This is a genomic window from Streptococcus salivarius, from assembly GCF_009738225.1.
Classification (GTDB): domain Bacteria; phylum Bacillota; class Bacilli; order Lactobacillales; family Streptococcaceae; genus Streptococcus.
Genome location: NZ_CP018187.1, coordinates 152,568 through 167,344 on the forward strand (window position 1 = coordinate 152,568; position 14,777 = coordinate 167,344).

At 41.8% G+C, this 14,777-nt stretch carries 10 protein-coding genes, 2 tRNA genes and 2 rRNA genes; 13 read left to right on the top strand and 1 reads right to left on the bottom strand.

The window, feature by feature from the left end; genetic code table 11:
• Positions 1–32: 32 nt before the first annotated feature.
• From BSR19_RS00890 to BSR19_RS00910, 5 genes are all read left to right on the top strand, one after another.
• A tRNA-Ala gene (locus tag BSR19_RS00890) sits at positions 33–105 on the top strand.
• Between the two features lie 146 nt (positions 106–251).
• A 23S ribosomal RNA gene (locus BSR19_RS00895) occupies positions 252–3,151 on the top strand.
• 83 nt (positions 3,152–3,234) lie between these two features.
• A 5S ribosomal RNA gene (gene rrf / locus BSR19_RS00900) occupies positions 3,235–3,350 on the top strand.
• Positions 3,351–3,355: 5 nt separating this feature from the next.
• Positions 3,356–3,429 (top strand) — tRNA-Asn (locus BSR19_RS00905).
• 445 nt (positions 3,430–3,874) lie between these two features.
• Positions 3,875–4,372 carry a sigma-70 RNA polymerase sigma factor region 4 domain-containing protein gene (locus tag BSR19_RS00910; protein ID WP_060973245.1) on the top strand — a complete coding sequence of 166 codons (498 nt, stop codon included), beginning with the start codon at positions 3,875–3,877 and terminating at the stop codon, positions 4,370–4,372.
• Positions 4,373–4,479: 107 nt separating this feature from the next.
• Here the strand turns inward: BSR19_RS00910 and BSR19_RS00915 are convergent, their stop codons facing one another.
• Positions 4,480–5,322, bottom strand: coding sequence for a mechanosensitive ion channel family protein (locus BSR19_RS00915; RefSeq protein ID WP_060973244.1), 843 nt, complete (start codon positions 5,320–5,322; stop codon positions 4,480–4,482).
• 142 nt (positions 5,323–5,464) lie between these two features.
• Between BSR19_RS00915 and tig the strand changes: the two genes are divergently transcribed.
• The 8 genes from tig to BSR19_RS00955 all read left to right on the top strand — a co-directional run bounded on the left by tig (position 5,465) and on the right by BSR19_RS00955 (position 14,769).
• Positions 5,465–6,748, top strand: a complete 1,284-nt coding sequence (gene tig, locus BSR19_RS00920) for a trigger factor (protein WP_002889721.1) — start codon at positions 5,465–5,467, stop codon at positions 6,746–6,748.
• Positions 6,749–6,905: 157 nt separating this feature from the next.
• Positions 6,906–7,481 (top strand): DNA-directed RNA polymerase subunit delta, encoded by a 576-nt coding sequence (gene rpoE, locus BSR19_RS00925; protein ID WP_002885605.1) that lies wholly within the window; start codon positions 6,906–6,908, stop codon positions 7,479–7,481.
• A gap of 252 nt (positions 7,482–7,733) precedes the next feature.
• On the top strand, positions 7,734–9,338 hold the full coding sequence (locus tag BSR19_RS00930; protein WP_156246326.1) for a CTP synthase: 1,605 nt from the start codon (positions 7,734–7,736) through the stop codon (positions 9,336–9,338).
• Between the two features lie 94 nt (positions 9,339–9,432).
• Positions 9,433–9,903: a DUF3013 family protein gene (locus BSR19_RS00935; protein ID WP_060973242.1), complete on the top strand. Its 471-nt coding sequence runs from the start codon at positions 9,433–9,435 to the stop codon at positions 9,901–9,903.
• 15 nt (positions 9,904–9,918) lie between these two features.
• Positions 9,919–10,365 (top strand): NUDIX hydrolase, encoded by a 447-nt coding sequence (locus BSR19_RS00940; RefSeq protein WP_060973241.1) that lies wholly within the window; start codon positions 9,919–9,921, stop codon positions 10,363–10,365.
• Positions 10,366–11,319: a 50S ribosomal protein L11 methyltransferase gene (prmA, locus tag BSR19_RS00945; RefSeq protein WP_049546098.1), complete on the top strand. Its 954-nt coding sequence runs from the start codon at positions 10,366–10,368 to the stop codon at positions 11,317–11,319.
• A complete protein-coding gene (locus tag BSR19_RS00950; RefSeq protein WP_060973240.1) occupies positions 11,320–12,063 on the top strand; it encodes a 16S rRNA (uracil(1498)-N(3))-methyltransferase in 744 nt (247 codons plus the stop codon). It begins immediately after the preceding gene.
• Positions 12,064–12,228: 165 nt separating this feature from the next.
• Complete coding sequence (locus tag BSR19_RS00955; protein WP_156246327.1) at positions 12,229–14,769, top strand: bifunctional 2',3'-cyclic-nucleotide 2'-phosphodiesterase/3'-nucleotidase; 2,541 nt, start codon at positions 12,229–12,231, stop codon at positions 14,767–14,769.
• The last annotated feature ends 8 nt before the right edge of the window (positions 14,770–14,777 follow it).

Below are 14,777 nucleotides of genomic sequence, written 5' to 3' on the forward strand. Positions count from 1 at the left end.
TGAGTTTCTTATTTAGTTTTGAGAGGTCTTGTGGGGCCTTAGCTCAGCTGGGAGAGCGCCTGCTTTGCACGCAGGAGGTCAGCGGTTCGATCCCGCTAGGCTCCATTGAATCGAAAGATTCAAGTATTGTCCATTGAAAATTGAATATCTATATCAAATTCCATATGTAATTAATTACATATAGATAGTAACAAGAAAATAAACCGAAACGCTGTGAATATTTAATGAGTTAGGTCGCAAGACCAAAATAAGGTTAAGTTAATAAGGGCGCACGGTGGATGCCTTGGCACTAGAAGCCGATGAAGGACGTGACTAACGACGAAATGCTTTGGGGAGCTGTAAGTGAGCAATGATCCAGAGATGTCCGAATGGGGGAACCCGGCAGGTAATGCCTGTCACTCATTACTGTTAAGGTAATGTAGAGGAAGACGCAGTGAACTGAAACATCTAAGTAGCTGCAGGAAGAGAAAGCAAAAGCGATTGCCTTAGTAGCGGCGAGCGAAACGGCAAGAGGGCAAACCGAAGAGTTTACTCTTCGGGGTTGTAGGACTGCAACGTGGACTTAAAGATTATAGAAGAACTACCTGGGAAGGTAGGCCAAAGAGAGTAATAGCCTCGTATTCGAAATAGTCTTTATACCTAGCAGTATCCTGAGTACGGCGAGACACGAGAAATCTCGTCGGAATCTGGGAGGACCATCTCCCAACCCTAAATACTCTCTAGTGACCGATAGTGAACCAGTACCGTGAGGGAAAGGTGAAAAGCACCCCGGGAGGGGAGTGAAATAGAACCTGAAACCGTGTGCCTACAACAAGTTCGAGCCCGTTAATGGGTGAGAGCGTGCCTTTTGTAGAATGAACCGGCGAGTTACGATATGATGCGAGGTTAAGTTGAAGAGACGGAGCCGTAGGGAAACCGAGTCTTAATAGGGCGCATTAGTATCATGTCGTAGACCCGAAACCATGTGACCTACCCATGAGCAGGTTGAAGGTGAGGTAAAACTCACTGGAGGACCGAACCAGGGCACGTTGAAAAGTGCTTGGATGACTTGTGGGTAGCGGAGAAATTCCAAACGAACTTGGAGATAGCTGGTTCTCTCCGAAATAGCTTTAGGGCTAGCGTCGATGTTAAGTCTCTTGGAGGTAGAGCACTGTTTGGGTGAGGGGTCCATCCCGGATTACCAATCTCAGATAAACTCCGAATGCCAACGAGATATAATCGGCAGTCAGACTGCGAGTGCTAAGATCCGTAGTCGAAAGGGAAACAGCCCAGACCACCAGCTAAGGTCCCAAAATATATGTTAAGTGGAAAAGGATGTGGGGTTGCACAGACAACTAGGATGTTAGCTTAGAAGCAGCTATTCATTCAAAGAGTGCGTAATAGCTCACTAGTCGAGTGACCCTGCGCCGAAAATGTACCGGGGCTAAAACATATTACCGAAGCTGTGGATACCTTTATAGGTATGGTAGGAGAGCGTTCTATGTGCGAAGAAGGTGTACCGTGAGGAGTGCTGGAGCGCATAGAAGTGAGAATGCCGGTATGAGTAGCGAAAGACAGGTGAGAATCCTGTCCACCGTAAGACTAAGGTTTCCAGGGGAAGGCTCGTCCGCCCTGGGTTAGTCGGGACCTAAGGAGAGACCGAAAGGTGTATCCGATGGACAACAGGTTGATATTCCTGTACTAGAGTATATAGTGATGGAGGGACGCAGTAGGCTAACTAAACCAGACGATTGGAAGTGTCTGGCCAAGCAGTGAGGTGTGATATGAGTCAAATGCTTATATTTATAACATTGAGCTGTGATGGGGAGCGAAGTTTAGTAGCGAAGTTAGTGATGTCACACTGCCAAGAAAAGCTTCTAGCGTTAATTATACTCTACCCGTACCGCAAACCGACACAGGTAGTCGAGGCGAGTAGCCTCAGGTGAGCGAGAGAACTCTCGTTAAGGAACTCGGCAAAATGGCCCCGTAACTTCGGGAGAAGGGGCGCTGACTTATGGTCAGCCGCAGTGAATAGGCCCAAGCAACTGTTTATCAAAAACACAGCTCTCTGCTAAATCGTAAGATGATGTATAGGGGGTGACGCCTGCCCGGTGCTGGAAGGTTAAGAGGAGTGCTTAGCGTAAGCGAAGGTATGAATTGAAGCCCCAGTAAACGGCGGCCGTAACTATAACGGTCCTAAGGTAGCGAAATTCCTTGTCGGGTAAGTTCCGACCCGCACGAAAGGCGTAATGATTTGGGCACTGTCTCAACGAGAGACTCGGTGAAATTTTAGTACCTGTGAAGATGCAGGTTACCCGCGACAGGACGGAAAGACCCCATGGAGCTTTACTGCAGTTTGATATTGAGTATCTGTACCACATGTACAGGATAGGTAGGAGCCTATGACCTCGGGACGCCAGTTTCGAGTGAGGCGTTGTTGGGATACTACCCTTGTGTTATGGCTACTCTAACCCAGATAGGTTATCCCTATCGGAGACAGTGTCTGACGGGCAGTTTGACTGGGGCGGTCGCCTCCTAAAAGGTAACGGAGGCGCCCAAAGGTTCCCTCAGAATGGTTGGAAATCATTCGCAGAGTGTAAAGGTATAAGGGAGCTTGACTGCGAGAGCTACAACTCGAGCAGGGACGAAAGTCGGGCTTAGTGATCCGGTGGTTCCGCATGGAAGGGCCATCGCTCAACGGATAAAAGCTACCCTGGGGATAACAGGCTTATCTCCCCCAAGAGTTCACATCGACGGGGAGGTTTGGCACCTCGATGTCGGCTCGTCGCATCCTGGGGCTGTAGTCGGTCCCAAGGGTTGGGCTGTTCGCCCATTAAAGCGGCACGCGAGCTGGGTTCAGAACGTCGTGAGACAGTTCGGTCCCTATCCGTCGCGGGCGTAGGAAATTTGAGAGGATCTGCTCCTAGTACGAGAGGACCAGAGTGGACTTACCGCTGGTGTACCAGTTGTTCTGCCAAGAGCATCGCTGGGTAGCTATGTAGGGAAGGGATAAACGCTGAAAGCATCTAAGTGTGAAGCCCACCTCAAGATGAGATTTCCCATGATTTTATATCAGTAAGAGCCCTGAGAGATGATCAGGTTGATAGGTTAGAAGTGGAAGTGTGGTGACACATGTAGCGGACTAATACTAATAGCTCGAGGACTTATCCAAAGAAAGTAACTGAGACATATTGACAACGATTTGGTTTCTTGATACAGTATAGATATTCAATTTTGAGTTGAGAATACTCAGAGTTAAGTGACGATAGCCTAGGAGATACACCTGTTCCCATGCCGAACACAGAAGTTAAGCCCTAGTACGCCTGATGTAGTTGGGGGTTGCCCCCTGTTAGATACGGTAGTCGCTTAGCGTTTATCCGCCATAGCTCAGTTGGTAGTAGCGCATGACTGTTAATCATGATGTCGTAGGTTCGAGTCCTACTGGCGGAGTATAATTCTCATTGCTAGACTTAGGTCTAGCTTTTTTGTTTTACGAAAACCACTAGCCGTGCTAGTGGTTTCGAAAAGCTTTTAGCCGAAGAGCAAGCCACCGGTTCTCACGGTTTGTTTAAATTTGGATATGAGTGACAGTTTCAAAAACAAGGGAAACCTTAATATTTTACTCTCTATTTCCGATTAATTCTGTGGTATTCTTAATAAATCTTATAAGCTCTAATGATGGTTTGGTCGCTTTTCATTATAGTTCTTATGGGAATTTTTGTGTATACTCAAAAAGCTCTATAATCTCTACAGTGGTTTTACCCACTTCAGAAATTATAGAGTCTATCATTTTTATAGTGACATATATGTCTCTATTTTATTTCTTATGTATCTCTTATAATAGGTTTCGTAATTATTTTAATTGCAAATATTTTATCTATTTATAGGAGGTTTAATGGAACAAGAAGTTTTTGTTCATGCATATGAAGTTGTAAGGCCGATTGTACTTAAGGCTAGTAGACAATATTTCATCCAACTTTGGGACCAAGCTGATATGGAGCAAGAAGCTATGATGACGCTTTATCAGCTTTTAGAAAAGTTTCCTGAATTAAAGTCTGATGATGATAAGTTACGGCGATATTTTAAAACGAAATTTAGAAATAGACTTAATGATGAGGTTAGAAGGCAGGAGTCTGTAAAACGACAAGCTAATCGACAATGTTATATCGAAATTTCAGATATTGCTTTTTGTCTCCCAAATAAAGAGTTAGATGCTGTTGATAGGCTTGTTTATGACGAGCAGCTTAATGCTTTCCGTAATCAGTTGTCTTCGGAAGATTCTACTAAGTTAGACCGTTTGCTAGCTGGGGAGTGTTTTAGAGGTCGAAAAAAGATGATTCGAGAGTTAAAATTTTGGATGGTTGATTTTGATCCTTACAATGAAGATGATTAATTCTTAATATAGAACCTTGACTAGCATTATTGATTAATATGAATAAAAAACACTTCGAAAGTAGATCTATCTTATCTATCTTTTGAAGTGTTTTTAATGTAATGAATTTATTTTACTGCTATAGGGTTTCCAATGAATCTTGGAAGTTCAATCTTTTCTTTGATTAGAGCTTCTTGGTAAAGTTTTAAGAAATCAGCATAGATATGAGTTTGTTGTCCATTTTTCGTAAAAATATCAATACGAAATACTAGTTGTCCAGAAGGAGTTGTGCTTAATCCAATGATATTTGGAGCTCCACAGATTTGAGGATAGTTTTCAATGTTTTCTTGATTTACTTTTTGTATGATGCTTGTCACTTTATTGATATCGGTTGACGGATAGACTGGGATATCAATTTGAGCTCTCATGTCCCCTCGAGATTTGTTAGATACAATTGTGATATTTCTGTTAGGTATAAAATGGAGGGTTCCATCAAATCCTCGAATTTGAGTAGTTCGAATACCTACGGTTGAAACAAGGCCTGTAACGGCTCCTACTTCAACTGCGTCACCGACTTCAAATTGGTTTTCTAACAATATGAAAAAACCATTAACGACATCAGATAGGAAGCCCTGAGCTCCTAGACCAAGAGCAACCCCAGCAAGTCCTGCCCCAGCAAGGAGGCTAGATACTGGGACCCCAAGGATACTAAGAAGACAGTAAACAAGGAAGAAGTATAGCACGTAGTTCATGCAATTGTGTAGTAATCGTTCAATGGTTTTTTGTCGAGCAGGTGTTTGAATTGTCCAAGCTAGAGAGCGTCCCACTGTATGTTTAAAAAGGAAGTTGATAATCTTCTTACTAAGAAGAAAGATGATGAGGAGAATAAGGAGTTTAATCCCTTTCGTAATGAGTACCATTAGGGTCTCTTCAAAATTAAATTGTTGGATGTATCTTTGTAAAATATTCATAGCTCTAGTTTATCAAAATTTTGAAAAAGTAGCAGTTTCTAACGATTTTCTTGTGATTAAATTGGATAAAAAAACTTTTAAAAGGCTTTGAAATATGGTAAACTAAACTGTATCTATAAAAAATTTTAAGGAGAATGACTACATGTCTGTATCATTTGAAAACACAGCCACTAACCGTGGTGTGGTGACATTCACTATCGGTCAAGATAAAATTCAACCAGCTTTGGATCAAGCATTTAACAAGGTTAAAAAGAATTTGAACGCTCCAGGCTTCCGTAAAGGACACATGCCTCGTGCCGTATTTAACCAAAAATTTGGTGAAGAAGCTCTTTACGACGATGCTTTGAATGCAATTCTTCCAGCAGCTTATGAAGCAGCGATTGCTGAACTTGGTCTTGATGTTGTTGCACAACCAAAAATTGATGTAAAATCAATTGAAAAAGGTCAAGATTGGACACTTACTGCAGAAGTTGTTACAAAACCTGAAGTAAAACTTGGTGCATATAAAGATCTTGAAGTTTCAGTTGAAGCTTCTAAAGAAGTTACTGATGAAGAAGTTGATGCTAAGCTTGAAAACGAACGCAAAAACTTGGCTGAATTGGTTGTTAAAGAAGGTGCAGCTGAAAATGGCGACACTGTTGTTATCGACTTTGTTGGTTCAGTAGACGGTGTTGAATTTGATGGTGGTAAAGGTGAAAACCACTCTCTTGAACTTGGTTCAGGTCAATTTATCCCAGGTTTCGAGGACCAATTGGTTGGAGCAAAAGCTGGTGATGAAGTAGAAGTTAAAGTAACTTTCCCAGAAGACTATCAAGCTGCTGACCTTGCAGGTAAAGCTGCTGTATTTGTTACTAAAGTTAACGAAGTTAAAGCTAAAGAAGTTCCAGCTCTTGATGATGAGTTGGCTAAAGATCTTGACGATGAAGTCGAAACTCTTGACGAGTTGAAAGCTAAATACCGTAAAGAACTTGAAGCAGCTAAAGAAATTGCATTTGATGACGCTGTTGAAGGTGCTGCACTTGATTTGGCTGTTGAAAACGCTGAAATCGTTGAATTGCCAGCAGAAATGGTTGAAGACGAAGTTCACCGTGCTATGAACGAATTCATGGGCAACATGCAACGTCAAGGTATCTCTCCTGAAATGTACTTCCAAATCACTGGTACAACTCAAGAAGATCTTCACAAACAATATGAAGCTGACGCTGACAAACGTGTGAAAACTAACCTTGTTATCGAAGCTGTTGCTGCTGCTGAAGGATTCGACGCTACAGAAGAAGAAATCCAAAAAGAAATTAACGATCTTGCAGCTGAGTACAACATGGAAGTATCACAAGTTTCTGCACTTCTTTCACCTGAAATGCTTAAACACGATATCACTATGAAGAAAGCTGTTGAAGTTATCACAAGCACAGCAAAAGTTAAATAATATGACTAAAATCAAGTTTCTGTTGAGACTTGATTTTTTCTTCTATAAATGCTTTGACTATTGACTCTTTTTAGCGTAAAATAAAAGGTAGCGAAAAATTGATTGCTGAGCTATTTCTGATAGAAACTAGCTTGAGTAAGAATGAAGGAGAACCACTTTGGAACTAGACGTATTTGCTGGACAAGAAAAAAGTGAATTATCAATGATTGAAGTGGCCCGTGCTATCTTAGAAACACGTGGTCGTGATAATGAAATGTATTTCAATGATTTGGTCAATGAAATTCAAAATTACTTAGAAAAATCGGATGCTGATATCCGCAATGCTTTGCCATTCTTTTATTCAGATTTGAATACGGATGGAAGTTTCATTCCACTAGGTGATAACAAATGGGGCTTGCGTTCATGGTATGCAATTGATGAAATCGATGAAGAGGTCATCACATTGGAAGATACTGATGAAAATGCACCAAAACGTAAGAACAAGAAAGTTAATGCCTTCATGGATGGTGATGAAGATGCCATCGATTATAATGACGATGATCCAGAAGACGAGAACTTTACACCTGATTCTGATAGTCTAGAATATGACGACGATAGCGAAGATGATGAGAAAGCCGAAGTGGAATCTTATGACTCTGAGTTGAATGAAATTATTCCAGATGATGATTTGGATGATGTTGAGTTGTCAGAAGAAGATGATGACGATGACTATGAGGATGAGTCAAACGACTAAGTTTTCATTGACAAATGGTCTTGGATAGTTTAGACTATTTATCGGGCACCTCTTTTGAAGAGGTCATGATTAAGGCTCCCAGAGTAAAACTCTTGGGGGTCATTTTTGTTTTTAGTCATTTACTGGACCTGTCTAAGGTGAGGTACTTTGTACAACTCCCAGCAGGTACTAGGAAAGGACTATCGTGATTATCTGAGTGGGTAACCAATCTGCTATCTGTAGTTGTTTTGAATTATATTATAAGGAGTTAACATGACAAAATATATTTTCGTCACTGGTGGTGTGGTATCTTCAATTGGTAAAGGGATTGTAGCTGCAAGTCTTGGGCGTTTGCTTAAGAACCGTGGTCTTAAGGTTACGATTCAAAAATTTGATCCTTACATCAATATTGACCCAGGGACAATGAGTCCTTACCAACACGGTGAAGTTTATGTCACTGATGATGGTACTGAAACTGACCTTGACCTTGGTCACTACGAACGTTTTATTGATATCAATCTTAATAAATACTCTAACGTGACTACTGGTAAGATTTATAGCGAAGTTTTGCGTAAGGAACGTAAAGGAGAGTATCTTGGTGCGACTGTTCAGGTGATTCCGCATATCACAGATGCTTTGAAAGACAAGATTAAACGCGCAGCGACAACAACTGATTCAGATGTCATTATCACTGAAGTTGGTGGTACGGTTGGTGATATTGAAAGTCTTCCATTCCTTGAAGCGCTTCGTCAAATGAAGGCTGATGTGGGCTCTGACAACGTTATGTATATCCACACAACGCTTCTTCCTTATTTGAAGGCTGCTGGTGAAATGAAGACAAAACCAACGCAACACTCTGTTAAGGAATTGCGTGGTTTGGGTATCCAACCAAATATGTTGGTTATTCGTACAGAACAACCTGCTGGTCAGGGAATAAAGAATAAATTAGCTCAGTTCTGTGATGTTGCACCTGAGGCTGTTATCGAATCACTCGACGTGGAACATATCTATCAAGTGCCACTTAATATGCAGGCTCAAGGTATGGATCAAATCGTTTGTGATCATTTGAAACTGGATGCTCCAGCTGCAGATATGACAGAATGGTCTGCTATGGTTGATAAGGTGCTTAACCTTAAGAAAACAACTAAAATTGCTCTTGTTGGTAAGTATGTGGAGCTTCACGATGCTTACTTGTCAGTAGTTGAGGCACTTAAACACTCAGGTTTGGCAAATGATACTGCTATTGATATTGACTGGGTCAATGCTAATGATTTGACTGCTGAAAATGTTGCTTCTCGTTTGGCTGATGCTGATGGTATTATTGTTCCTGGTGGTTTCGGTCAACGTGGTACTGAAGGTAAGATTCAAGCTATTCGTTATGCACGTGAAAATGATGTGCCAATGTTAGGTGTCTGTCTCGGTATGCAATTGACATGTATTGAGTTTGCTCGCCACGTTCTTCACTTGGATGACGCTAATTCAGCTGAGCTTGATCCAAACACAAAATATCCAATTATCGATATTATGCGTGATCAAATTGACATTGAAGACATGGGTGGTACTCTTCGTCTCGGTCTTTACCCATGTAAGTTGAAACCAGGTTCTAAGGCTGCTGCAGCTTATGGCAACCAAGAAGTTGTTCAACGTCGTCACCGTCACCGTTATGAATTTAATACTAAATTCCGTGAACAGTTTGAGGCTGAAGGCTTTGTATTCTCAGGTGTGTCACCAGATAATCGTTTGATGGAAGTTGTAGAACTCCCAGACAAGAAATTCTTTGTGGCAGCGCAATACCACCCAGAATATCATAGCCGTCCAAACCATGCTGAAGAACTTTACAGTGCCTTTGTGACAGCAGCGGTTGAAAATGCTAAATAATTATCTAAGACAGAGTGGGATAGCCTACTCTGTTTTTTATTGGCTCCTTTTATGCTAAAATAAAGGGAATAATAAGAAAGAACGAGGAAAACAAATGGCTAAATTCGGCTTTTTGTCAGTATTAGAAGAAGAACTGGATAAGCACTTGGACTATGATTTTGCGATGGACTGGGATAAAAAGAATCATGCTGTGGAAGTAACGTTCATCCTAGAAGCGCAAAACAATAGTAATGTCGAGACTATTGATGATAAGGGTGAAGTGTCTGATGAAGATGTCATTTTTGAGGATTACGTGCTCTTTTACAATCCAGCAAAATCACGTTTTGATGAAGAGGACTACCTAGTGACAATTCCATATGAACCTAAGAAAGGTCTATCTCGTGAGTTTTTGTCCTATTTTGCGGAGACCTTGAATGAGGTGGCAACAGAAGGATTGAGTGACTTGATGGATTTTCTATCTGATGATGGACCTGAGGAATTCGGTTTGGTTTGGGACAAAGAAGCTTTCGAAAAAGGGAAAACTCAACTTGAAGAGAAGGAATTTTTTGCTTATCCAAGGTATTAAAGGGAGCGAAAAGGGATGGATGCTTATTTAAAAGATCAGTTCGATTTTACAGGTGTTAAGGCTGCCTTACTCGTAGTGCAAAGTATTTTGGTCATTCTCAGAGATAATAAACCAGATATTCCTTGGCCAAATACATGGGAGTTGCCAGGTGGTGGAAGAGAAGGTCAAGAAACGCCTCTTGAATGTCTTCAACGTGAGGTCTGGGAGGAGCTGGGCTTGACTTTGAAAGAGGAATCGATTATTTGGTCGAAAATCTATCCTAGTATGTTGGATAAAGATAGGTCAGCTGTCTTTGTGGTTGGCCAAATTAGCCAAGAGCAGTATCGTGAGATTCGTTTTGGTGACGAGGGACAGGAATTTAAACTAATGCCTATAGAGGATTTTATAAAAGCAGAAGGTGTCATTCCCCAGTTGCAGGAACGCTTTAAAGACTATTTAGTAGGAAAGGAAACAGAGAAATAAATGGACAAATGGCAAGAATTAACGATTGAAGTTAATCGTGAGGTCGAAGAAGCGGCTTCTAATATTTTAATTGAGTCTGGGAGCCAGGGTGTGGCTATTGATGATAGTGCAGATTATTTGGAAAATGCGGACCGTTTTGGGGAACTTTATCCTGAGGTTGAGCAGGTTGAGACGGTTAAAATTACGGCTTATTATCCAGAGTCAGCAGATATCGAGGCCATTACTAAGCAGGTCAATGAGCGTTTGGCTGAGTTGACAGATTTTGGTCTTGAAACAGGAGATATTCACTTGGCTACTCAAGAATTGGTTGAAGAGGATTGGGCTGAGAATTGGAAAAAATACTATGAACCAGCACGAATTACCCATGATTTGACCATCGTACCGTCATGGACGGATTATGAAGCATCAGAGGGGGAAAAGATCATTAAGTTGGATCCTGGTATGGCCTTTGGGACAGGAACACATCCAACAACTAAGATGAGCCTCTTTGCCTTGGAGCAGGTGCTTCGTGGTGGTGAGACGGTGATTGATGTGGGGACTGGTTCAGGTGTCCTCTCGATTGCCAGCTCTCTGCTTGGTGCCAAGGAAATCTACGCTTATGACCTTGATGATGTGGCGGTTCGAGTGGCACAGGAAAACATTGATATGAATCCTGATATGGAAAATATCCACGTTGCTGCGGGAGATCTTTTGAAGGGTGTGACGCAAGAAGCTGATGTTATCGTGGCTAATATTTTGGCGGACATTCTCATTCATCTGACGGAAGATGCCTACCGTTTGGTTAAGGATGAAGGTTATTTGATTATGTCAGGTATTATTTCTGAAAAATGGGATATGGTGCGTGAATCGGCTGAGAAAGCAGGTTTCTTCCTAGAAACTCACATGGTTCAGGGAGAGTGGAATGCTTGTGTCTTCAAAAAGACGGATGATATTTCAGGTGTGATCGGAGGCTAAATGCAACAGTATTTTATAAAGGGGCAGGTTGAAAATCCAGTAATCATCAAAGACAAGGATACTGTGAAGCATATGTTTAACGTTATGCGTTTAACAGAGGATGATCAGGTTGTCTTGGTTTTTGAAGATGGTATCAAGCGTCTTGCGCGTGTGACTGACCGTGAGAATCATGTCTTTGAAGTGATTGAAGACTTAACTGATAATGTCGAGATGCCTGTTTCTGTAACCATTGCCTCAGGTTTTCCCAAGGGAGATAAGCTGGAGTTGGTGACACAAAAGGCAACAGAGCTTGGAGCTCAGGCTATTTGGGCCTTCCCTGCCGACTGGTCTGTGGTTAAGTGGGATGGTAAGAAGCTTGCCAAGAAGGAAGATAAGCTTGCCAAGATTGGTCTAGGAGCTGCAGAACAATCCAAGCGTAATCGTGTTCCAGAAGTCAGATTGTTCGAGAAAAAAGGGGAATTTCTATCAGAATTAGATAATTTTGATAAGATTTTTATCGCCTATGAGGAAACAGCCAAAGCAGGTGAGTTGGCTACTCTAGCTCGTGAGTTGGCTCAGGTAGAGAATGGTCAGAAAATTCTCTTTATCTTCGGACCAGAAGGTGGTATTTCTCCGTCTGAGATTGACGCCTTTGAAGAGGCTGGTGGTATTAAAATTGGCCTTGGACCTCGTATTATGCGGACGGAAACTGCTCCTCTCTATGCTTTGAGTAGTGTCAGTTATGCCTTGGAATTGAATAAGTAAGAGAAAGTTGGCCTTGTTCCAACTTTTTTTGTATTTGATACTTTTCAGCTAAGATTGCATCGTGTCATTAGTTTTGTATGACAAATCGAGCATTTCTAAAAAAGTTGATAATCTTATTTAGATTTAATATAATTGTACTATCTTTATAAAAGGGGAAGATTTTTAATGAAAACGAATCGTTATGTGACTCAATCTGCTGTGGTTTTGGGCCTTTTTGCTCTCTTGACTGTGCCACAAGTCGTAGGGCAAGCTGATGAAGCAACGGCACCAGTACCAACGACCTCAACTGAAACTGTGACAGATAGTGGGACTGCTGCCGTATCTGGACAAGGCACTTCAGGAACAGTTGTTCAAGGAGGGACAGAGACTGTATCTCCTACATCAACAACAGTAGCTGCAAATGCATCTGCAGAGTCATCAGCTAATACCTCGACGGCCCAAGCAAGTCAAGAAGCCAGTGCTGTTTTGACGAATGCCAATCAGGTGACACCAGCGGTGCCAGTACAGGCTGAAACTGTGACAGAGCCTGCTCATGAGGGGCAGACTGTTGATATGCAGATTTTGTCAACAACAGACCTTCATACCAACTTGGTTAACTATGATTATTATCAAGATAAGCCGTCTCAAACAGTTGGTCTGTCTAAAACTGCTGTTCTTATCAAAAAAGCCCGTGAAACTAATCCCAATACGGTATTAGTGGACAGTGGGGATACGATTCAGGGAACTCCTTTTGGGACTTATAAGGCTTTGATTGACCCTGTTGCCCAAGGTGAGACTCACCCTATGTACAAGGCCTTTGAGATGCTGGGTTACGATGCCGAAACACTTGGAAACCACGAGTTTAACTATGGTCTAGAATTTTTGGATCGTATGGTTAAGGCTGCTAAGATTAACATTATCAATGCCAATGTGCGTAATGCTCAGACAGGTGACTACTATTACAACCCTTATAAAATTGTTAACAAGACCTTTACTGATACAGACGGCAAACAGGTAACGCTAAAAATCGGTATTACTGGTGTCCTTCCAACACAGATTTTGGTTTGGGATAAGGCCAACCTTGAAGGTAAGGTAACTGTGGATGATCCAATGGAGGCTGTTAAGGCTATCGTTCCTAAGATGAAGGCTGCAGGAGCTGACTTTATCCTTGTTGCTGCTCACTCTGGTATTGGTGACAATGAATACACTAAGAATGAGGAAAATGAAGGTTACCAAATTGCTGGTATCGAAGGTGTTGATGCTGTTGCGACAGGGCATTCTCATGCGGATTTCCCAAATGGAGATGGTACAAGTTTTTATGCGAAATATCCTGGTGTAGATGATGTCAATGGTCTCATCAATGGGAAACCTGTGGTTATGGCTGGTAAATTCGGAGATCATCTAGGCATCATGGATGTCAAATTGACTTACACGGATGGTAAATGGAAAGTTGTTAACAGTAAGGCCAAGCTTGAAAAGATTGATACTAAGTCAGATGTTGCGGACAAGGACTTAATTAATATGGCTGCTCATGACCATAATGGAACAATCAACTATGTTCGTAAGGAAGTTGGTGAGACTACTGCACCAATTACTAGCTATTTTGCTCAGGTTCAGGACGATCCATCTATTCAAATCGTTAATAATGCACAACTATGGTATGCTAAAAAACAAGTAGCGGGAACAGTAGATGAGAATCTTCCACTCCTCTCAGCTGCAGCACCTTTCAAGGCGGGGACTCGTGGGGATGCGACCTACTATACCGATATTCCAGCAGGACCACTAGCCATTAAGAATGTCGCGGACCTCTACCTCTACGACAATGTTACTGCCCTACTCAAGGTGACTGGTGCACAAATAAAAGAATGGTTGGAAATGTCTGCAGGACAGTTCAATCAGATTGATCCTAATAGCAAAGAGCCACAACAACTCATTAATAGTAGCTATCGCTCATACAATTACGATGTGATTGATGGGGTGACTTATAAGTTTGATTTGACACAACCTAACAAATACGATCGTGAAGGTAAGTTGGTTAACCCAGATGCTAGTCGTGTTCGTGACTTGACTTATCAAGGTAAACCCATTGATTTGAATCAGACTTTCCTTGTCGTGACTAACAACTATCGTGCGACTGGTAACTTCCCTGGTGTTAAGGATGCTGCAGAAAAACGTCTCCTCAATCTTGAGAATCGTCAGGCAATCATTGATTATATCGTTAGTGAGAAAACGATTAACCCAACTGCTGATGGAAATTGGAGTTTCGTCCCTAATATTACGAATGCAGATATCCGTTTTGCCTCATCTGACAATGCACGTGCCCACCTTGCTGGTCAGGATGCCATTAGTTATGTAGGACCATCAACACAAGCAGGATTTGCAGAGTACCGCTTGGTTGTTAAGGAAAAGGCAAATCAAGTTGAGGATACGACTAAGAAAGAATCTGAGAAGTCACCAAAAGGTGTTGAGATGGCAGACCAAACTAAGCATGTGAAACCAAATGCTACTGCAGTTGCTAGCATGGCTAAACCTGCTTCAGCTATCCAATTGTCAAACGCTCAAGTCGTTATCTTACCTCAAGCTCAAGTGCAAGAAACTCAAGGTTCAAGTTCAGTTAAGGCCTTGCCAAACACTGGTTCAGACGAATCTATGTCAGCAACTTTAGCTGGTATGGTTCTTATGACCTTGGCTGGATTCTTTGGAATCAAAAAACACGAAAAAAATTAAGCAAAGGA

What these genes read in the sequence shown, in the direction of transcription:
- tig (WP_002889721.1), top strand. Translation starts at nt 5,465, where the DNA reads ATGTCTGTATCATTTGAAAACACAGCCACTAACCGTGGTGTGGTGACA.
- BSR19_RS00915 (WP_060973244.1), bottom strand. Translation starts at nt 5,322, where the DNA reads ATGAATATTTTACAAAGATACATCCAACAATTTAATTTTGAAGAGACC.
- BSR19_RS00930 (WP_156246326.1), top strand. Translation starts at nt 7,734, where the DNA reads ATGACAAAATATATTTTCGTCACTGGTGGTGTGGTATCTTCAATTGGT.
- BSR19_RS00955 (WP_156246327.1), top strand. Translation starts at nt 12,229, where the DNA reads ATGAAAACGAATCGTTATGTGACTCAATCTGCTGTGGTTTTGGGCCTT.
- BSR19_RS00940 (WP_060973241.1), top strand. Translation starts at nt 9,919, where the DNA reads ATGGATGCTTATTTAAAAGATCAGTTCGATTTTACAGGTGTTAAGGCT.
- BSR19_RS00935 (WP_060973242.1), top strand. Translation starts at nt 9,433, where the DNA reads ATGGCTAAATTCGGCTTTTTGTCAGTATTAGAAGAAGAACTGGATAAG.
- BSR19_RS00950 (WP_060973240.1), top strand. Translation starts at nt 11,320, where the DNA reads ATGCAACAGTATTTTATAAAGGGGCAGGTTGAAAATCCAGTAATCATC.
- BSR19_RS00910 (WP_060973245.1), top strand. Translation starts at nt 3,875, where the DNA reads ATGGAACAAGAAGTTTTTGTTCATGCATATGAAGTTGTAAGGCCGATT.
- prmA (WP_049546098.1), top strand. Translation starts at nt 10,366, where the DNA reads ATGGACAAATGGCAAGAATTAACGATTGAAGTTAATCGTGAGGTCGAA.